17 protein-coding genes are annotated in these 18,233 nt (G+C 71.4%); 5 read left to right on the top strand and 12 right to left on the bottom strand.

The window, feature by feature from the left end:
* Window positions 1-57: 57 nt before the first annotated feature.
* Genes macS through A6A08_RS18960 form a run of 3 tightly spaced genes read right to left on the bottom strand, consistent with a single transcriptional unit; the run spans window position 58 to window position 2,978 of the window.
* Window positions 58-1,206, bottom strand: coding sequence for a MacS family sensor histidine kinase (gene macS, locus A6A08_RS18970; protein ID WP_378700352.1), 1,149 nt, complete (start codon window positions 1,204-1,206; stop codon window positions 58-60).
* Between the two features lie 57 nt (window positions 1,207-1,263).
* The gene (locus tag A6A08_RS18965; RefSeq protein WP_073703943.1) at window positions 1,264-2,184 is read right to left on the bottom strand and encodes a hypothetical protein; all 921 of its coding nucleotides are present in this window, start codon (window positions 2,182-2,184) and stop codon (window positions 1,264-1,266) included.
* On the bottom strand, window positions 2,181-2,978 hold the full coding sequence (locus tag A6A08_RS18960; protein ID WP_073703942.1) for a carboxylesterase: 798 nt from the start codon (window positions 2,976-2,978) through the stop codon (window positions 2,181-2,183). Before A6A08_RS18960 ends, A6A08_RS18965 begins: the two co-directional genes overlap by 4 nt.
* A gap of 386 nt (window positions 2,979-3,364) precedes the next feature.
* On the opposite strand from A6A08_RS18960, the gene A6A08_RS18955 reads away from it, so the two are divergent.
* Window positions 3,365-4,189, top strand: coding sequence for a 1-acyl-sn-glycerol-3-phosphate acyltransferase (locus A6A08_RS18955; protein ID WP_073703941.1), 825 nt, complete (start codon window positions 3,365-3,367; stop codon window positions 4,187-4,189).
* Window positions 4,190-4,338: 149 nt separating this feature from the next.
* On the opposite strand, the gene A6A08_RS18950 is transcribed toward A6A08_RS18955, so the two are convergent.
* On the bottom strand, window positions 4,339-5,280 hold the full coding sequence (locus A6A08_RS18950) for an ROK family glucokinase (RefSeq protein WP_073703940.1): 942 nt from the start codon (window positions 5,278-5,280) through the stop codon (window positions 4,339-4,341).
* 148 nt (window positions 5,281-5,428) lie between these two features.
* Window positions 5,429-5,875 (bottom strand): hypothetical protein, encoded by a 447-nt coding sequence (locus A6A08_RS18945; protein ID WP_073703939.1) that lies wholly within the window; start codon window positions 5,873-5,875, stop codon window positions 5,429-5,431.
* Between the two features lie 530 nt (window positions 5,876-6,405).
* Here A6A08_RS18945 and A6A08_RS18940 point away from each other — a divergent pair.
* Window positions 6,406-8,205: a long-chain fatty acid--CoA ligase gene (locus tag A6A08_RS18940; protein WP_073703938.1), complete on the top strand. Its 1,800-nt coding sequence runs from the start codon at window positions 6,406-6,408 to the stop codon at window positions 8,203-8,205.
* Between the two features lie 440 nt (window positions 8,206-8,645).
* On the opposite strand, the gene A6A08_RS18935 is transcribed toward A6A08_RS18940, so the two are convergent.
* The 4 genes from A6A08_RS18935 to A6A08_RS18920 form a co-directional block, all read right to left on the bottom strand.
* Window positions 8,646-10,298 carry a cytochrome bc complex cytochrome b subunit gene (locus A6A08_RS18935; RefSeq protein WP_073703937.1) on the bottom strand — a complete coding sequence of 551 codons (1,653 nt, stop codon included), beginning with the start codon at window positions 10,296-10,298 and terminating at the stop codon, window positions 8,646-8,648.
* 3 nt (window positions 10,299-10,301) lie between these two features.
* The gene (locus tag A6A08_RS18930) at window positions 10,302-11,426 is read right to left on the bottom strand and encodes a ubiquinol-cytochrome c reductase iron-sulfur subunit (protein ID WP_073703936.1); all 1,125 of its coding nucleotides are present in this window, start codon (window positions 11,424-11,426) and stop codon (window positions 10,302-10,304) included.
* Window positions 11,419-12,258: a cytochrome c gene (locus A6A08_RS18925; protein WP_242422730.1), complete on the bottom strand. Its 840-nt coding sequence runs from the start codon at window positions 12,256-12,258 to the stop codon at window positions 11,419-11,421. The genes A6A08_RS18930 and A6A08_RS18925 overlap by 8 nt, the downstream gene beginning before the upstream one ends.
* Before the next feature lie 95 nt (window positions 12,259-12,353).
* The gene (locus tag A6A08_RS18920) at window positions 12,354-12,908 is read right to left on the bottom strand and encodes a heme-copper oxidase subunit III (protein WP_073703935.1); all 555 of its coding nucleotides are present in this window, start codon (window positions 12,906-12,908) and stop codon (window positions 12,354-12,356) included.
* A 554-nt stretch (window positions 12,909-13,462) separates the two neighbouring features.
* On the opposite strand from A6A08_RS18920, the gene A6A08_RS18915 reads away from it, so the two are divergent.
* The 3 genes from A6A08_RS18915 (at window position 13,463) to trpD (ending at window position 15,228) form a co-directional block, all read left to right on the top strand.
* Window positions 13,463-13,900 carry a hypothetical protein gene (locus tag A6A08_RS18915; RefSeq protein WP_073703934.1) on the top strand — a complete coding sequence of 146 codons (438 nt, stop codon included), beginning with the start codon at window positions 13,463-13,465 and terminating at the stop codon, window positions 13,898-13,900.
* Window positions 13,901-13,905: 5 nt separating this feature from the next.
* Window positions 13,906-14,043, top strand: coding sequence for a hypothetical protein (locus A6A08_RS28045; protein ID WP_158069295.1), 138 nt, complete (start codon window positions 13,906-13,908; stop codon window positions 14,041-14,043).
* A gap of 72 nt (window positions 14,044-14,115) precedes the next feature.
* Complete coding sequence (trpD, locus tag A6A08_RS18910; protein WP_073703933.1) at window positions 14,116-15,228, top strand: anthranilate phosphoribosyltransferase; 1,113 nt, start codon at window positions 14,116-14,118, stop codon at window positions 15,226-15,228.
* Window positions 15,229-15,317: 89 nt separating this feature from the next.
* On the opposite strand, the gene A6A08_RS18905 is transcribed toward trpD, so the two are convergent.
* The 3 genes from A6A08_RS18905 to A6A08_RS18895 all read right to left on the bottom strand — a co-directional run bounded on the left by A6A08_RS18905 (window position 15,318) and on the right by A6A08_RS18895 (window position 18,179).
* Entirely contained in the window at window positions 15,318-15,593 is a 276-nt protein-coding gene (locus tag A6A08_RS18905) for an Lrp/AsnC family transcriptional regulator (protein WP_073703932.1), read from the bottom strand.
* 80 nt (window positions 15,594-15,673) lie between these two features.
* A complete protein-coding gene (locus A6A08_RS18900; protein WP_073703931.1) occupies window positions 15,674-16,438 on the bottom strand; it encodes a rhomboid family intramembrane serine protease in 765 nt (254 codons plus the stop codon).
* The gene (locus A6A08_RS18895) at window positions 16,416-18,179 is read right to left on the bottom strand and encodes a DEDD exonuclease domain-containing protein (RefSeq protein ID WP_073703930.1); all 1,764 of its coding nucleotides are present in this window, start codon (window positions 18,177-18,179) and stop codon (window positions 16,416-16,418) included. Before A6A08_RS18895 ends, A6A08_RS18900 begins: the two co-directional genes overlap by 23 nt.
* Between the last annotated feature and the right edge of the window lie 54 nt (window positions 18,180-18,233).

Genomic DNA, 18,233 nt, shown 5'->3' with positions numbered 1-18,233 from the left:
GTCGCGACCGGGCCCGTCCGGCGCCCCGGTCTGCCCTCGAAGGCGGCGGCGCAGGTCTCAGGACCGGGGAACGCGCATCTCCACCTCGGTGCCCTGCCCGGGGACCGACACGTATTCGACGGTGCCGCCCAGGTCGCGCAGGCGGCCGCGGACGGACTGGGCCACACCGATGCGGCCCTCGGAGCAGGCCTCCTCCAGCCGTCCGGGCGCGATGCCGGGGCCCTCGTCGCGGACGGACACGGTCACCGCGTCCCCCTCGTCCTCCACCAGGACCCAGGCGCGGGTGTCCGCCGGGCAGTGCCGCCGCACGTTGTCCAGGGCGGCGAGGACGGCGGCGGCCAACTCCTCGGCGGTGCGCCCGGGCAGGGTGACGGGTGTGGCCGGCGCCGACACCGACACGTGGACCGACTCGGCGCGGCGCACCAGCTCACGCAGGTCCACCGCGTCGCGGGACACCGCCTCGCCTCCCCCTCTCCCGGCCCCCGGGCCGGTGCTCCTGCCCGCGGCCGCGGGCGACGGCGCCCCCTCCAGGGCCTCGGACGCCTGACCGGGCAGCCCGTCGGTGATCAGCGCGCGCAGCCGCACCTCCTGCTCCCCGGCCATCCGGCCCAGCTCCGCGGCCTCTCCCCCGGCCTCGGCGCCGCGCCGCCGCACCAGGGACAGCACCTGCAGCACCGAGTCGTGGATCGAGCGGGCCAGCTGCTCGCGCTCGCGGATGCGCGCCTCCAGCGCGACCGCGCGGGCGAAGCGCTCCTCGGCCCGCCCGGCCACCCGGGCCATGTACCCGACGGCGAGCCCGGCCAGGAGCAGCAGCACCACTCCGCGTGCGGTCGCGGCGGTCACGGCGGCGCCCATGACCACGCGCAGGGTGATGTCGCAGACGCCGTAGAGCACGGCGACGGTGGCCGCGCCGCGCCTGCCCCAGATGACGCTGGCCGCCAGGGCCGCCCCGGCGAACCAGTAGCCGCTCAGCGGCGGGGCCTGGGTGAGGTAGAACGGCGTGGCCGCGAAAGCGGTGGCGAACAGGCACCCGAAGGCCACCGCCAGGTCGGCGGTGAGCAGGCGCCAGGTGCGGCGTTCGGGCCGGGCGTAACCGTACGTGGTGGCCGCGGTCCACGCCGACATCACCGCCAGCACCGCCCAGGCCAGCCAGGGCCGGGACAGGTGTTCGTGGTGCTGGACGGCGAGGAGCAGGGAGTAGGCCAGGGCCGCCGTGCGGAAGACGGCGAAAGACCGCCAGAGGGGGACGTCGAAGCCCAGGGGTCAGACCACCGCCCCGTTGTCGGGCCCGCTGTCGCCGGGAGGCCGGGAGTCGGTCATGCGCAGGATGAGCACGACGAAGCTGACCAGGAACACCAGCACGGCCGCGAACATCAGCCAGTTGGGCAGGGTGATGCCGAGGAAGGCCGCGCCGAACACCAGCACCGGCGCGCCCAGCAGGCCGAACCAGGCCGCGATGCCCGTCCGGTCGCCCTGGAGCAGGGGCGGCGGGGGCGGCGGCTCGTAGTGGCCCTCCAGTTCCGCCTCGGCCCGGCGGCGGGCCTCCTCGTCCTCGTCGTCGCGGCCGGCGTCGGCCTCCCCGGGTCCCCCGGCCAGGAGGTCGCCGCCGAAGGAGGCCTCCCCCTCCCGGTCGGGGGCACCGAGGTTCTCGGCGTCGGGCCAGGCGGCGCGGCGCCGCTCGGCGGGGGTGTCGGCGTCGTCGTAGAAGCGGGCGACCAGGTCGTTCCAGACCTCGTCCTCGTCGGCGGGCTCGGCGGGAGCGGCGTCGGGGTCGACGTTGGCGGGCGGGCCGTCCAGCAGGTCGCCGCCGACCGGGGCGTCGGAGGCGGGGGCGCCGGAGGCGGCGGGCCCTCCGCCCTCCTCGTCGTCGGCGTCGGGCCGGGGCTCACGCGGCGCCAGCAGGTCGGAGGCCGTGCCGGGACGACCGTCCAGTTCGGGCAGTTCGGCGCCCAGGACCCGCTCGGCCGCGGCCCTCTCCTCGGCGTCCACGTACAGGTGGTCGGTGGGCGGGTCGTCGTCCTGGCTCCCGGCGGGGTCGAGGACGTCCTCGTCCAGGGGGACGGCGTAGGCGGCGATACCGCTGCGGCGCAGAGCCTCCAGCATCAGGTCGGCGTGCGAGGACGCGAGCAGGATCAGGGGCACATAGGCGTCGGCGAGCAGGCCGTTGCCCCGACGTTGCGTCATCGGTCGGCTCCTTCCCCGCTTCTACTGTGCTCTCGCACGAAGGCGAGGCTCCCGTCGAAGATGGTGGCGGCGTCATGGTCGAGGGTCGCCACGTGGTAGCTGTCGTGGAGCAGGTGGATCATCAGCCGGGTGTTGACCGCTCTCCTAGCGAGGATACGCAGACTGCGCGGTCCCACAACGTGGTCCTGTGTGCTCCGGTAGGCCAGGATCGGCGCTCGCAAACCGGACATGCCCTCCTGAACTTCGCGCCACAGCTTCGGGAGTGTCGCCGCGGCCGCGGTGGGCACGCGGTCGTAGCCGCCCTCGGAGGTGTCGTCCTTGGAGATGTCGCAGGCCAGGCCGGGAGTGGAGGGCATGACCCGCGCGACCGCCCGGCGGAACGGGGCGATGAGGGGCAGCCGGGGGTCCTCCACCGCCAGGGAGGGGTTGACGAGGACGGCCCCGCGCACGAGGCCGGGGTGCCTCTGGGCCAGGCGCAGGGTGAGCGCGCCGCCCATGGACAGTCCCATGACGAACACCTCCGCGCAGCGCGAGGACAACTCCAGCAGGGCCCGCTCGACCTCGGCCAGCCAGTCGTCGCTGGTGGTGAGGTTCATGTCCCGCCAGACCGTGCCGTGCCCCGGCAGCAGGGGCGCCTCCACGCTGAGCCCGGCGGCGGCCAGGTACTCGCCCCAGGGCCGCATCGAGTACGGCGAACCGGTGAACCCGTGGCAGAGCAGGACGCCGACCTCCGACCCGCGGTGGCTGAACGGCTCCGCACCCGGGATCAGGGGGAGGGCGTTGGACGGTCTCACGGAGCGGCTCCAGGAGTCATGCGGTACGGGGGATGCGGGTGGCCGGAGTGCGGTCGTCAGGGGCGCGCCGGCCCTGGCTCCAGCCGTGAGGCTAGCCGCTCGCCGGACTGTTTGTCATGAGTGACACTAACGCTCCCGGATCCCGCCCGCGGAGGGGGAGTCGCATGCCGTGCGGGCCGACTGAGTATCCTCTTCTGCGACGGGCGGACGGCCCGATTGGGGGCGCTTTGGCACTCGTCCCCACACGGTGGGAGGATGGCGCACGTCAGGCGGCTCTCCTCCGTGTCATTCGGGCGCGGGCCCTCCTGGCAATGTCGGCCGAGCGGGACAGTGATCGTGGCAGACCCTGCCCAGTGCTCCCCGCGTGTGCAGGGGTGATCTGAGCGATGTTCTACTGGGTGGTCAAGGCGATCCTGGGGCCGGTTCTGGCCGTGCTGTGGCAACCGCGTGCCGAGGGCGTGGAGAACGTGCCGCGCCGGGGTCCGGCCATCATGGTCAGCAACCACCTGTCTTTCTCCGACCACTTCTTCGGTCCGCTGCCGCTGCCGCGCAAGATCACGTTCCTGGCCAAGGCCGAGTACTTCACCGGCACGGGCGTGAAGGGCCTGGTGAGCCGGGCGTTCTTCACCGGCGTGGGACAGATCCCCATCGACCGCTCCGGCGGCAAGGCCAGCGAGGCGGCTCTGCGCACCGGTCTGAGGGTGCTCAAGCGCGGCGACCTGCTGGGGATCTACCCCGAGGGCACCCGCTCCCCCGACGGCAAGCTGTACCGGGGCCGTACCGGTGTGGCACGCCTGGCGCTGGAGTCACGGGCGCCGGTCGTGCCGATGGCGATGATCAACCTGGAGAAGATCATGCCCCCTGGCCGCACCGTTCCCAAGCTGGGGGTGCGCCCGAAGGTCAGGTTCGGCAAGCCGCTGGACTTCTCCCGCTACTACGGCATGGAGAAGGACCCGCGCGTGCTGCGGGCGGTCACCGACGAGATCATGTACGCGCTGATGGAGATGTCCGGCCAGGAGTACGTGGACCGCTACGCGCAGTCGGTCAAGGCCGAACTGGAGGCCGAGGCCAAGGAGGCCCGGCGCGAGCAGCACGCCAGCGGCAAGGACCGCAAGCGCGCCGAGCGCGCGCGGCGCAAGGAGGAGCGCCGCGCCCGCCGCGAGGAGAAGCGGGCCGCGCGCAAGGGCGGGGGCGAGGGCTCCGAGGGGTAGCACCCGGCGCTCCGGAGGGGCCGGCCGCGGCGCGGACCGGCCGGAGGGAGTACTCGGCCCCCGCGGCCCCACACGGTGGAGGTCGCGGGGGCCGACGTGTGCACGGGGCCGTCCGGGACGGCGCCCGCCGGTACCGGCCGGTGCCGGGCTCAGTGCCGGGCGAGGTCGCCCGCGCCGACGATGCCCGCCTCGCCGCCGAGCTCGGCCAGGCGCACGTCGGCCAGGCGGCGGTTGGGACGGCCCGGCACGTGGCGCGCGAAGGAGGCGCGGACCGGCTCCAGGATGATGGACCCGGCGTCGGAGACCCCGCCGCCCAGGACGAAGCACTCGGGGTCGAGGATGGCGGCCAGGTCGGCCAGGCCGAGCCCGGCCCACTCGCCGACCGCGGAGAAGCACTCCAGGGCCGCCCCGTCCCCCTCCAGCGCGGCCTGGGTGATGACGTGGCCCTGGACCTGCTCGACGACGCCGTCGGCGAGCTTGAGCATGCGCTCGGCGGCCCGGGGGTCGGTGCGGGCCCGGTCCTGTCCCTCGGCGACCAGGGCGCGGCCGCTGGCGTACTGCTCCCAGCAGCCGTGGTTGCCGCAGGCGCAGCGGCGCCCGTTCGGGACCATCCGGTAGTGGCCGATCTCGGCGGCCACGCCGTAGCGGCCGCGGTGCAGGGCTCCGCCGATGACCAGGCCGCCGCCGATGCCGGTGCCCAGGGTGACGCAGACGATGTGGTCGCTGCCGCGCCCGGCCCCGAACCTGGCCTCGGCCCACGCGGCGGCGTTGGCGTCGTTCTCGATGACGACGGGCAGGCCGACGCGCTCCTGGACACGGTCCCTGAGGGGCTCGTCGTGCAGCCCGAGGTTGACGGCGACCTGGACGGTGGCGCGGTCCTCGTCCACGAACCCCGCCACCCCCACGCCGACCGCCTCGACGCCGCTCCGCGTCGCGCGCAGTTCTTCGACGGCCTTGGCGACGACGTCGGCCAGCCCGCCGGGGTCGTTGCTGGGGGTGGGGTACTTGACCTTGTCCAGGATCTGCCCGTCGTGGTCGACGACTCCGGCGGCGACCTTGGTCCCGCCGATGTCTACGCCGATGGTCAGCATGGGGGCAGCTCCTTCGTACTTACGCCCGAACTCTGACATAAGTCTCAAGGTTCATGGCAGGGGGTTTCCATATGCGGTAGGCCCCTCGATTAAACCAGGCCCCGGACCGCCCGGGACACCCCCGGTGGCGAACCCGTTCCCCCGACCCCTACTCCCCCGCCGTGACCTGGCGGTCGGTACCGTCCGCCGCCCCGCCACGGCCCGGCTCCGGCTCCCCCGCGGAGCCGCGCTGGGCGGCGGCGTCGGCGCGGGTCTGCTCCAAGGAGCGCTCGACCACGTCCCAGGTGCGGCCCAGGGCGCCGGCCAGGGCCACTCCCGCGCGGCCCAGGTGGCCGGCGACCTCGGGGGCGGACGTGCGCACGATGTCGAGGACCTCGTCCAGGGCGGGACGCCGCTGGTCCGACTCCATGCGGATGGCCTCCTCCCACACGTCCCCCTTGCTCGGGGGAGGCGAGGTGACGGCACTGACCCCGCGCCGGACCCCGGCCGCCAGCAACTTGCGCTGGAGGCTGTCGACCAGCTTCAGCGCGTCGTCGACGAGGTCGGGGTTCCTGCCCTCGCCCGCACCACCGTTGCGATCAGTGTTCTCCGTCATGCCGGGTTCCTCCTTCGCGCCGCGTTCTGCTTCACGGTAACCGGCCCCCGGGGCCTCCGGGAGGCTTCTCAGGGCAGGATCAGGGGGGAACCAGGGTGGGCGCGCGGCGGCGCGGAACCGGGGTGCGGGGAGGAGGGCGCCCCGGAACTCCGCAGAGTTCGCAAATGTTACATACGACGCATAGTTCTCTTGATGTGCACAAAAGTCACGTCAGGCGTATAGTCTCGCGAGCGTACGAGGAGTAACCCGGATCACTGCCCTGACCTGCGCGCTCCCGGGCGGCCCGCGCGGCCCCGCGCGCCGCGGGAAACGGGCCCGGCACCGCGTACACACCCTGCCCCGGGGACGGGGACCGGCGCGTCCGACACGGAGGGGACACCGCTGTGAACAGCGCGTACACCTCACTCCACACCCTCGTCAGGATTACCTTTGGATACCGAACGGCCACCCTTTCTACTCACGAGTAGGGTTCTGTTGTTACGGTCATCACGTCCCCATCACCAGAATCCGTACATGTCCAGGAGCACCACGTGCGCGAATACAGCTCTCCCGCGAAGGCTGAGATCTCCGATGACGCGCGACTGACCGACACGCTCTACGAGCGCGCGGCCAGCGAGCCCGACGCCGTCGCCGCCCGTCGGCAGGAGTCCGGCCAGTGGCACGACGTCACCGTGGCGGAGCTGCACGGCGACATCGCCGCGTACGCCAAGGCCCTGATCGACGCGGGCATCGGACACGGCGACCGCGTCGCCCTGATGTCACGCACCCGCTACGAGTGGACCGTCGTCGACTACGCCATCTGGTCCATCGGCGGCGTGACCGTCCCGATCTACGAGACCTCCTCCGCCGAGCAGATCGAGTGGATCCTGTCCGACTCCGGCGCCAAGGCCGTCTTCGTGGAGAACGAGGAGCACTCCCAGCGCGTGGAGTCGATCCGTGAGAGGACCCCCGAGCTCGGCCCGCTCTGGAGGTTCGACGGCCCCGAGTACGCCGAGCTGCGCTCCGCGGGCGCCGGCGTCGACGACGAGACGCTGGACAAGCGCCGCACCGCGGTCAGGGTCGACGACATCGCCACCCTCATCTACACCTCGGGCACCACCGGCCGCCCCAAGGGGTGCGAGCTCACCCACCGCAACTTCCTGTTCATCGCCCGCAGCGCGCTCAACGGCCCCGCCAAACAGGTACTGAGCAGCAAGGAGAACCCCTCCACCCTGCTCTTCCTGCCCCTGGCCCACGTCTTCGCCCGCTTCGTACAGGTCATGGTCGTCGAGGCCAAGGCCACCCTCGGCCACTTCCCCTCCACCGGCCCGGAGCTCATCGAGCAGTTCTCGGTCTTTCGCCCGACCTTCCTCCTCGCGGTCCCCCGCGTGTTCGAGAAGGTCTACACCAAGGCCGAGCAGAAGGCCTCGGCCGAGGGCAAGGGCAAGATCTTCAACGCCGCCGCCGAGACCGCCATCGCCTACAGCAAGGCGCTCTCCACCGGCCGGATCCCCCTCGGGCTCAAGCTCAGGCACGCGCTGTTCGCCAAGCTGGTCTACGGCAAGCTGCTCGCGGCGCTGGGCGGCAACGCCGAGTACGCCGTCTCCGGCGGCTCCGCGCTGGGCGCCCGCCTCGGCCACTTCTTCCGCGGCATCGGCTTCACCATCATCGAGGGCTACGGCCTCACCGAGACCACCGCTCCCACCTGTGTGAACAGCCCCGAGTTCAACAAGATCGGCACCGTGGGCCAGCCGCTGCCCGGCACCACCGTGAAGATCGCCGACGACGGCGAGATCCTCCTCAAGGGCGACCACATCATGGTCGGCTACTGGAAGAACGAGAAGGCCACCAAGGAGGCCTTCACCGAGGACGGCTTCTACCGCACCGGCGACCTGGGCGCACTGGACGACGACGGCTTCCTGAGCGTCACCGGCCGCAAGAAGGAGATCATCGTGACCGCGGGCGGCAAGAACGTCGCCCCGGCCGTGCTGGAGGACCGCATCCGCGCCCACGCCCTGGTCAGCCAGTGCATGGTGGTCGGCGACAACCGCAAGTTCATCGCCGCGCTGGTCACGATCGACCCCGAGTCGTTCGCCCAGTGGAGGGAAGCCAACAACAAGACCGGCGAGATCGCCGACCTGACCGAGGACCCGGACCTGAACGCCGCCGTCCAGGAGGCCGTGGACAACGCCAACAACGCGGTGTCCAAGGCCGAGGGCATCAAGAAGTTCAAGATCCTGCCGAGCGACTTCACCGAGGAGAGCGGCCAGATGACCGCCTCCCTGAAGGTCAAGCGCCACGTGGTCAGCAAGCAGTGGAGCAAGGAGATCGACGACATCTACGCGGGCTGAGCCCCGTAGCACCGCGCGTACCGGAGCCGGTCACCCCTCGGGGCGGCCGGCTCCCGCCGTTTCCGGGTACCCCGGACGGGGAGCCCGGGGCACCGGACGAGCGCCCACTCCCCCGCCGGGGCCTCCACCAGACGGGTACCCGGCGTTCCCGCCCCCGCCCCCGCCCCCCGCCGAGCGGGGCGCCTGGTCCCCGGCGGACGGGCGCCCGCCGCCTCCCACCAGACGGAGCGGGGCCGACCGCCCCGCGCCCCGGGTCGGCCGCCCACGCGCGGTGTCGAGCGCGGAGAGTCCGCCCGCGGGGGGCCGCCGCGCCCCTGCCCGGGCGGCACACGCACGGCCGGGGCGGGCGGGAGGGACGGCGGGGCACGCGCGGGGTGCGTACGACACGACGGACCCGGCCGCACTCACGGCCGGGTCCGTCGATGACGCTTCTGGACGCCCTAGTGGACGGCCTCCTTCTCACCCTCCGCAGCGGAGTGGTGCAGGTGGTGGCCGCTGTGCGCCTCCACATCGTCGATGGGCACGTTGTCCTTGGTGTACCAGTGTGCCAGGGCGCGACGGAGTTTCCCGGTGCCCTTGCGGGCCTCGGGGTTCTCCACACCCTTGTCGTCGACGTCGGCGTCGTCGGCCAGCGCCGTCGAGGTGATGGTCGGCTTGCTCTTCAGGACGTGGACCGTCTCATCGGAGTTGTGCTTGTGCACCTCGATGAACTCACCGCTGGGCAGCTGCTGGATGGTCCCGCTCTCGTAGCCGTGCTCCAGGGTCTCCCGGTCCCGGCGCTGCAGGCCCAGGCAGATCCGCTTGGTGATGTAGAAGCCCACCCCCGGCCCCAGGATGATCAGTACACGGAAGATGTACGTGGTCAGGTACAGCTCGATCGAGAAGGTCTCCGACAGCACGTCGTTGGATCCGGCGAGCCAGAGCACACCGTAGAAGACGATGCCCGAAACGCCGATGCCGGTGCGCACCGGCGCGTTGCGCGGGCGGTCAACGACGTTGTGCGCGCTCCTGTCCCCGGTGATCCACTGTTCGATGAACGGCCAGGCCGCCAGTCCTCCGAAAAGCAGACCCGGGATGACCAGGCCCGGTACCAGCACCGCTGTCGGGATCGCGTACCCGAAGACCGTGAGGTCGAACCAGTTCGGGAAGATACGCAGCGCACCCTCCATGAAGCCCATGTACCAGTCGGGCTGGAGCCCGGAGGTGATGGACGTCGGAGTGAAGGGTCCGAACAGGTGGATCGGGTTGATCTGCACGAACGCGCTCAGACCCGCGGTCACGGCGAACGTGAAGAAGAAGAACCCGCCGGCCTTGACCGCGAACGCGGGGAACATGGGTGTTCCGACCACGGTCTTGTCCGTACGTCCCTGGCCCGGGTACTGGGTGTGCTTCTGGTGCCACAGGATCATGAAGTGCGCCACGATCAGGGCCAGCAGCAGCGCCGGAATCAACAGGATGTGCAGCATGTACAGCCGCGTGATGATGTCCTCACCGGGGAACTCCCCGCCGAAGAGGAACATCGAGATGTACGGGCCGACCAGCGGCAGCGCCATCATCACGCCCTGCAGGATCCGCACGCCCATGCCCGAGGGCAGGTCGTCGGGCAGCGAGTAGCCGAAGAGGCCCTCGACCATGGCCAGGCCGAAGATCGCGACACCGATCAGCCAGTTGATCTCGCGCGGCTTGCGGAACGCCCCGGTGAAGAACACGCGGAGCATGTGCACCACCAGCGAGGCCACGAAGATCAGCGCGGCCCAGTGGTGGATCTGGCGGACCAGGAACCCGCCGCGCACCTCGAAGTCGATGTACAGCGTGGAGGCGTAGGCCTCCGACATGGGAACGCCCTGGAGGCGCTCGTAGGAGCCGTCATAGATGATCTCCGCCATGCTCGGCTTGAACCAGAGCGTGAGGAAGACACCCGTGACCAGCAGGATGATGAACGAGTACAGCGCGATCTCACCCAGCATGAACGACCAGTGGTTCGGGAAGACCTTGCGCAGGTTCTTCTCGCCGGTCTTGGCCAGGTGGAAGCGGTCGTCGATGAAGTTGCCGACGCCGCGAAGCGCCTTGGGTGCTTGCGTGGTCTTACTCATCGACTAGTCCTTCGCGTAATCCCAGAACGTCGGACCGGGCGGCGCGGTGAAGTCGCCGGTCGCGATGAGGTAGCCCTCATCGTCAACGCTGATCGGCAGCTGCGGCAACGGGCGGTGCGCCGGGCCGAAGACGACCTCGGCCGCGTTCGCGGCGTCGAACGTCGACTGGTGGCACGGGCACAGGATGCGGTGCGTCGTGCTCTCGTACAGGGCTGCGGGGCAGCCCACATGGGTGCAGATCTTGGAGTAGGCGACGATGCCGTTGTGCGTCCAGTTCAGACGCGTCTGGCCGTCGGCACCCTCGACCTCCTCCTTCATCCGCTCCTGCCAGTCGTCCTCCGGGATCTTGATCAGGAGGACCACGGACTTGGCCTGCTCGTTGAGACTGATCCCGTGCGGGTGGTGCTCGTCGTCGATCGCGGGCAGGGCCGAGATCATCCCGTTGGGATCATTATCGAGGTCCTCGGCGCGGATGGCGCGGTGGGTGCCCTCCACGTACATGCGGCGCCCGGGCTCCCACACGGTGTTCTTGAGCTTGCCGCCGGGCAGCGGCCCGGTGTCGCGCAGCAGCACGATCGGGGCCAGGCCCAGCGGCACCATCGCCAGGATGAGCGTGCGCCGCATCAGCGGGCGCTTGGTGAAGCCGCTCTCGTCGGCGCCCTGCATGAAGAACGCGCCGAAGGAGCCCTTCTCCTGCTCGTTGGAGGGCAGCTCGTCATAGGGCGAGGCCACCTCGTAGTGGGGCATCACCTGGCGGGCCCAGACCGTCATGCCCGCGCCGATACCGAACATGGCGAGGGTGAGCGTGCCGCCCAGCAGCATGTTCGAGTACTGGGCGATCTGCGGCTCGGCGATCGCCTCCGGTCCGAACACGAAGTAGGAGGCCAGGAAACCGATCCCGCCGAGGAAGGCCAGGACGAACCACAGGGAGGCGATCTTCTCGCCCCGGCGCTGCATCTCCTCCGGTCGCGCGTGCGTCTCGGAGGCCTTGTACGGGCCCTCGTGGCCGCTCTCCGGAGCCGCGGAGGATCCGGACACCACGCCTTCTCCGGCCTTGGGGGTGCCGACCACACGCTCGGGTGTGGCGCCCCCGGCCTCGTTGTTGTCGTTGGTGTTGTTCTCAGTCATGGGCTCGCTGCTTCGCGGTGATCCAGATCGCGCAGGCAATGATCAGGGCAAGGCCGACGACCCACGCGATGAAGCCCTCGGCCACCTGGCCGACCCTTTCCAGGGCGAAGATGCCGCCCGCGTCAGGCTCGGCCTGAAGGGTCTTCACATAGGCGATGAGCTCCTGCTTCTCCTCGGGCTCGATGACGCCGTCGCTGAACATCGGCATGGCGCCGGGGCCGCTGACCATGGCCTCGTAGATCTCGCGCGGGGACGCGTCGTGGATCTCGGGGGCCCAGCGGCCGTCGGTGAGGGCGCCGCCACCGCCCGACCAGCCGTGGCAGTGCGCACAGTTGGTCAGGTAGAGCCGCATGCCCATGTCGGTGTCCTCGGCACCCTCGACGTAGGCCTCGTACTCGGTCTGGTACTCCTCGACCGCGGCCTCGTAGGCCTCCTCGTCCTCGAACTCCGAGCGCTCGGGCGCGGAGTTCGGAACGTCGTAGGGGATGTCGGGCCCCAGGTCGTCGGTCCTGATCTGCGCGTTGTAGTAGGCGATCAGGTTCTGCAGGTCCTGCTCGGACATCGCCATGGGCTTGCGCGGCATCTGGCTGTCCGGGTCCATGGACGGCATACGACCGGTGCTGACCTGGAAGTCGACGGCCGCGGGGCCGACGCCACGGAGGTCGGGACCGTTGGCGGTCCCGCTGCCGTCGTAGTTGTGGCAGGTCGCGCACGTCTGGTCGAAGACCTCCTTGCCCTCGAGGACGTTCACGTCATCCTGTGACGGAGCGTCAGCGGCGAGGGTCTGCGCCTGGGCCTGGTCGGCGGTGGGCGCCAGGGCGGCGTATCCCACCCCGAACAGGGCTAGCGCGAGGATGACGACGACATACCCCGCCAGGGGATGCCGTCGCCGCGCGGTAATCCATTTCACGGTTTCCCCGTTTCGGGTTACTGGATGAAGTAGATGGTGCAGAACAAAGCGATCCAGACCACGTCGACGAAGTGCCAGTAGTAGGACACGACGATCGCGCTGGTCGCCTGCTGGTGTGTGAAGCGCTTCGCGGCGTACGTGCGTCCCAGCATGATGAGGAACGCGACCAACCCGCCGATGACGTGGAGTCCGTGGAAGCCCGTGGTCAGGTAGAACATCGACCCGTAGGCGCTCGACTGCAGAGTCAGGCCCTCGTGGAAGATGAGCTCGTAGTACTCGTAGGCCTGTCCGAGAACGAAGAACAGGCCCATGAAGAACGTGATGTAGAACCACATGCGCAGCTTCTTGACGTCGCCGCGCTCCGCGGCCCAGACGCCGGCCTGCGCGGTGAAGCTGGAAGCCACCAGGACGATGGTGATGGTCGACGCCCACGGAACGTTGAGGTGGGTCGCCGGCCATGCCCCCAGTTCGGGGTTTCCGTTCGTCACCGATCGGATGGTGAAGTACATCGCGAACAGCGCAGCGAAGAACATGAGCTCGTTGGCCAACCACACGATGGTGCCAACGCTCACCAGGTCAGGACGCTTTGCCGCACCATGTGCTGGTGTCGGTGCTGTTTTTGGGTTCGCGGTTGCTGTCGCCACGGGAGCATTATTACGGCATCTCGCGCAGGCCCGTACCCGACCCCCCGTAACGCGACGGATCGGCGTCGGCGCGGGGCGCTCCGGAGCCTCCGAAGGGGCTGTTCACCGTGACTGGGACGTTACTGTAGCGGGTCGGCCCTCTCTCGCGGTCGCACGACGCGCCCCGAAGGACCGAAAATCGCGATCCTGGGCGGCTGGGGCGTTTCGTACCCCCGCGAATGACACTCCAACCCACGCTGACCAACGCCCCGGCATCGAAAGCATCACCGTTGTGTAACGCACACGCGGGGGCGGGTTAACGCACCGCCCGGGCGTGCTGGCATCCTGTGGTGTCGAAGGTCTCAAGTACCCGGCACGGCCCCGAGCCCCTTCTGGGCAGCGGGGCCACAAGGCAATACAGTCAGAGGCATACAGCCAACGAACGCCTCGGCCGCACCCCCCATGGCGGCGGCCGCGGACAGACGCGATGGGACGGTTGCGCGATGGTGGTCAGCGGTACGGACACGGGTGCCAGGATGCGCGTGCTGGTCTACAGCGACAACGCCGACACCCGTGAGCAGGTGCGGCTGGCGATCGGCCGCCGCCCTGCCGCGGACGTCCCCAAGGTGGAGTTCGTCGAGTGCGCGACCTCGCCCGTCGTCCTGCGCAGGCTGGAGGACACCGACCCGGCCGCGCGCATCGACGTGGCGGTCTTCGACGGCGAGGCCTCCCCGGTCGGCGGCATGGGCCTGTGCCGCCAGGTCAAGGACGAGATCTACCGCTGCCCGCCGGTGCTGCTGCTGGTGGGGCGCCGCGACGACGGCTGGCTGGCCACCTGGTCGCGGGCCGAGCAGGTCGTCAGCCACCCGATCGACCCCGTCGCGCTCGCCGAGGCCCTGGCCGAGCTGATGCGCCGGCAGGTCGCGGCCCTGAGCGGATGACCGGCATGGGACACGGCCTCGCGAGGGCCGAGAACGGCGAGAGGGAACTGCGCCGCCGCGGCGTGGTGGGCGCCGCCCTGCACCACGGCGCCGACACCGGGCGATGGCGCGGCCACGCCCCGACTCCCTCCCTGGGTGCCTGAGGGCGTTCCGGCCGCCCGACGCGCCGGCGCCCCGGGCCCCCGCGCCCGTTTCCTCACCGTGGAGCAGCAACGATGAACGTCCCCGCCGTGACCCCTCCCGACCCCTCTTCGGCCGCAGGGCCCGAGGAACCGTCCGCCGTGACCGAGCGGACCTGGTCCAACCTGATCACCGCCCTGCTGGGCGGCCTGACCCTCAGCGCCGCCGACACCGGGTGGGCGATGAACGAGATCATGTCCGGCTCGGCGACCGACGCCCAGATCGCCGGCTTCGCCATCGCGCTGCGCGCCAAGGGCGAGAGCGTGTCGGAGGTGACCGGCCTGGCCCAGGGCATGCTCGACAACGCGGTGCGGGTCAGCGTGTCCGGCCCGACCCTGGACATCGTGGGCACCGGCGGCGACCGCGCCCACACCGTGAACGTGTCCACGATGGCCGCCATCGTGGCCTCGGCCGCCGGAGCCCGCGTGGTCAAGCACGGCAACCGCGCCGCGTCCTCCTCCTGCGGCACCGCCGACGTGCTGGAGCGCCTGGGCGTGGTCCTGGAGCTGCCCCCGGAGCCGACCGCCCGCGTGGCCGAGGAGGCGGGCATCACCTTCTGCTTCGCCCCGATGTTCCACCCCTCGCTGCGCTTCGCCGCCAAGGCGCGCCGCGAACTCGCGGTGCCCACGGTGTTCAACTTCCTGGGCCCGCTGACCAACCCGGCGCAGCCGACGACCTCGGCGATCGGGGTGTTCGACGAGCGCATGTGCGAGGTGATCGCCGGGGTGTTCGCCCGCCGCGGCTCCTCGGCGCTGGTGTTCCGCGGGGACGACGGGCTGGACGAGCTGACCACCACGACCACCTCCACGGTGTGGGTGGTGCGCGACGGCGCGGCCCGGCGCGAGGCACTCGACCCCGCCGACCTGGGCATCGCCCGGTCCCGGCCCGAGGACCTGCGCGGCGGCGACGTGGAGTTCAACGCCCAGGCCGTCCGCGACCTCGTGGCGGGCCGCCCCGGCCCGGTGCGCGACGCGGTCCTGCTCAACGCGGGCGCCGCGCTGGCGGCCGTGGAGGGCGTGCGGGGCCCGCTCCTGGAGGCGGTGCGCGCCGGGTACGAGCGGGCCGCCGCCGCGGTGGACAGCGGCGCCGCCGAGGGTGCGCTGGAGCGCTGGGTGCAGACCAGCCAGGAGCACGCCAAGGCGCTCTGAGCGCCCGCGGGCCCGCGGACCAGGACAGGGGGCGCGGCCCCGCCGGACCACCCGGCGGCCGCGCCCCCCGCGGGCTTCCCCGGGCCCGGCTACCAGCCCAGCGCGAAGGCCGACTCCAGGTCGTGCTTGGAGTAGGTCTGGAAGGAGATGTGGGTGTCGGAGGAGAGCACCCCGGGGACCTTGTTCACCCGCCCGGGGATCACCTCCGCCAGGTCCTCGTGCTTGCGCACCCGCACCATGGCGATGAGGTCGACGCCGCCGGTGACCGAGTAGACCTCGCTCACCCCGTCGATCTCCGCGATCGCCTCGGCGACCTCGGGGATGCGGTTGACGTCGGCCTTGATCATGACGATCGCGGTGATCACTGTGCCTCCAGGGCGGTTGCGGTACGGGACGGGCGGGCCGGCCGCGCGGGCGCGCCGGGGCACACTCCGCGGAGCACGCCCTAGTAGACGTCGGAGAGCCGCGTCCCGGAGCGCCATCGCAGCCGGTACACCACCAGTCCCACGATCACCCCGGCGATGAACCCGTACACGTGCGCCGCGTAGGCGACCCCGCTGTCGGCGCCGGGGGCGTTCGATGTGGTGACGTAGAGAAGATACTGAAGCACGAAGTAGCTGCCCACCACGGCCCACCCGGGCAGGCGCATCGGGACAACCCCGAACACCAGCATGGTCACCCGGCTGCGGAACTGCACGACGAGGTAGGCGCCCAGCACCCCGGAGATGGCCCCGGAGGCGCCCACCATGGGCATGGTGCCGCCGGCGTCGGTCAGGGCGAACCCGTAGGCGGCGGCGACCCCGGTGAGAACGTACAGCGCCAGGAACCGCAGCTTGCCGATGCGGTCCTCCACCACCGGGCCGAACACGAACAGGTACAGCAGGTTGCTGATCAGGTGCAGCGGACCGCCGTGCAGGAACATGGAGCTGAACACCGAGAACCACACCGGCTTGTCGCCGTACCCGCCGCACTCGGGCACCGCGTGCGGCACCTGGTCGACCAGGCCGAGGATCTCGGCCGGGACCGCGCCCCAGAACATGAAGTAGTCCTGGATCGCGCAGTAGCGGCCGAAGACGTCGGCCGGGTACCACACGGCGGTCGCCGCCTGGGGCGACATCAGGTAGACGAGGACGTTGGCCGCGATCAGCGTGTACGCGACGACGGGGGCGCGGCGGACGGGGTAGTCGTCATTGAGCGGAAGCGCGGCCATGGGCCCAGTGTGTCATCTCGGTGTGCGCCTCGGCGCTGCGCAACGGGCATGTCCACTCCCCCTCGATCTCCACCAGCCGGGTGGCGGGGTCGGCGAGCCAGTCCAGGACCAGCTCGGTCTCGGCCGGGAGGGCGCTGGGGCTGGGCCCGTGCCCGGCGGGCACGTACTCGGCGGTGGCGACCAGCGAGGCCAGGAAGGCCGCCGGGTCGGTGCCCGGACGCAGCACGGCGCTGGCGGCCAGACGGCCGTGGCGGACCACGCACGTCTCCCAGCCCGCGGCGGTACGGCGGGAGGCGACCAGGTGCGGGACGGCGGAGAGGGCGGCCAGGCGCTGTGCGCGCCGGGCGCCGCGCAGGAACGCCGTGAGGCGGTCGCGCACACCCGCGGCCTCCTCGTAGCGCAGCTCGGCGGCGAGCTCGGCGATGCGCCTGGTGTGCACCTCCACCACGGCGGCGGGGTCACCGGTCATGGCGGCGCGCGCGGCCTCGGCGTGGACGGTGTACCCGGCCAGGTCCTCGCTGCCGTCACAGGGGGCGCCGCACCGGCCCAGCTGGGCGAGCACGCACGCCCCCGACCAGCGCCCGCCGACCGCCGTCAGGAGCCGGGGCGCCGCCCCCTCCCGCGGGACGAAGGTGTGGGCGCACTGGCGCAGCGGGAACGCCTGCAGCAGCGCCTCCCTGGCCTGCTCCGCCTCCCGGGGCGAGGCGTAGGGGCCGATGTGGGGCGCCTCGTCGCCCCCGACCTCCCGCACCACGGACAGGCGCGGGTAGGCGTCGGCGGTCAGCCTGACCCAGCAGGCGCGCTCGGGGCTGCGCGAACGCCGGTTGTAGGGCGGCTTGCGCTCGGCGATGATGCGCAGCTCGCGGACGGAGGCCTCCAGCTCGCTGGAGCACACGATGGGGGTGACCCCCTCCACCACCCCCGCCATCTCCCGGATGCGCTGGCGGTTCTCGGCCGCGGTGAAGTAGGTGCGCACCCGGCGGCGCAGGTTCTTGCTCTTGCCGACGTAGAGGCTGGCCCCGCGCGCGTCGGTGAACACGTACACCCCCGGCTCCTCGGGCAGTCCCTCCGCCAGGTGGCGCTTGGCCCGCTGCGCCTTCGTGGGCGGCTTGGTGACCGCGCGCAGCTCCTCCAGGCTGGACACCCCCATGGGGCGCAGGCGCTCGATCAGCCCGTTCAGGACGCCCACGGTGGCGCGGGCGTCGTCCAGGGCCCTGTGGTTGGGGGTGACCTGGACCCCGAAGTGGGCGGCGAGCGTGGCGAGCCTGTGGTTGTGCGTCTCCCCCCGTGAGAGCACCGCACGGGCCAGGCGCAGCGTGTCCACGACCGGGTAGCCGGGCCAGTCCACCCCGTGGCGCTCGCAGGCGGCCTTGAGGAAACCGGTGTCGAAGGGGGCGTTGTGCGCCACCAGCGCGGTACCGGGCTCGGCGTCCAGGAAGGCCAGGACGCGGGGAAGCACCTCCTCCATGGGCGGGGCCCCGGCCACCATCGACTGGCTGATCCCGGTGAGCAGGGTGATGTTGGCCGGGATGGGGACCCCGGGATCGACCAGCGTGGAGAACTCGTCGACGACCTCGCCGCCGCGCAGCCGGACCGCGCCGACCTCCGTGATCCGGGAGCTGGTGGCGCTGGTGCCGGTGGTCTCCAGGTCCAGCACGACGAACGTCGCCGCGGCCAACGGCGTGCCGAGGTCGCTGATGCTGGTTTGGACGCCGACGGGCGCCGCGGACTGTCGAACCACCCGGTCAGGGTAGTCGGCGGTGGGGACAACCCGGCGGGATACGGTCTGACCTGC

The organism is Nocardiopsis sp. TSRI0078, assembly GCF_001905145.1.
In the GTDB taxonomy this organism is placed as follows: Bacteria; Actinomycetota; Actinomycetes; order Streptosporangiales; family Streptosporangiaceae; genus Nocardiopsis.
Note: the sequence above shows the minus strand (reverse complement) of the source record. Positions and strands in the feature narration are given on the sequence as shown.

Bases quoted from the DNA above. Each gene is read 5' to 3' on its own strand.
- A6A08_RS18965 (WP_073703943.1), bottom strand. From the start codon at position 2,184: ATGACGCAACGTCGGGGCAACGGCCTGCTCGCCGACGCCTATGTGCCC.
- A6A08_RS18955 (WP_073703941.1), top strand. From the start codon at position 3,365: ATGTTCTACTGGGTGGTCAAGGCGATCCTGGGGCCGGTTCTGGCCGTG.
- A6A08_RS18950 (WP_073703940.1), bottom strand. From the start codon at position 5,280: ATGCTGACCATCGGCGTAGACATCGGCGGGACCAAGGTCGCCGCCGGA.
- A6A08_RS18945 (WP_073703939.1), bottom strand. From the start codon at position 5,875: ATGACGGAGAACACTGATCGCAACGGTGGTGCGGGCGAGGGCAGGAAC.
- A6A08_RS18935 (WP_073703937.1), bottom strand. From the start codon at position 10,298: ATGAGTAAGACCACGCAAGCACCCAAGGCGCTTCGCGGCGTCGGCAAC.
- A6A08_RS18930 (WP_073703936.1), bottom strand. From the start codon at position 11,426: ATGACTGAGAACAACACCAACGACAACAACGAGGCCGGGGGCGCCACA.
- A6A08_RS18915 (WP_073703934.1), top strand. From the start codon at position 13,463: ATGGTGGTCAGCGGTACGGACACGGGTGCCAGGATGCGCGTGCTGGTC.
- A6A08_RS28045 (WP_158069295.1), top strand. From the start codon at position 13,906: ATGGGACACGGCCTCGCGAGGGCCGAGAACGGCGAGAGGGAACTGCGC.
- trpD (WP_073703933.1), top strand. From the start codon at position 14,116: ATGAACGTCCCCGCCGTGACCCCTCCCGACCCCTCTTCGGCCGCAGGG.
- A6A08_RS18900 (WP_073703931.1), bottom strand. From the start codon at position 16,438: ATGGCCGCGCTTCCGCTCAATGACGACTACCCCGTCCGCCGCGCCCCC.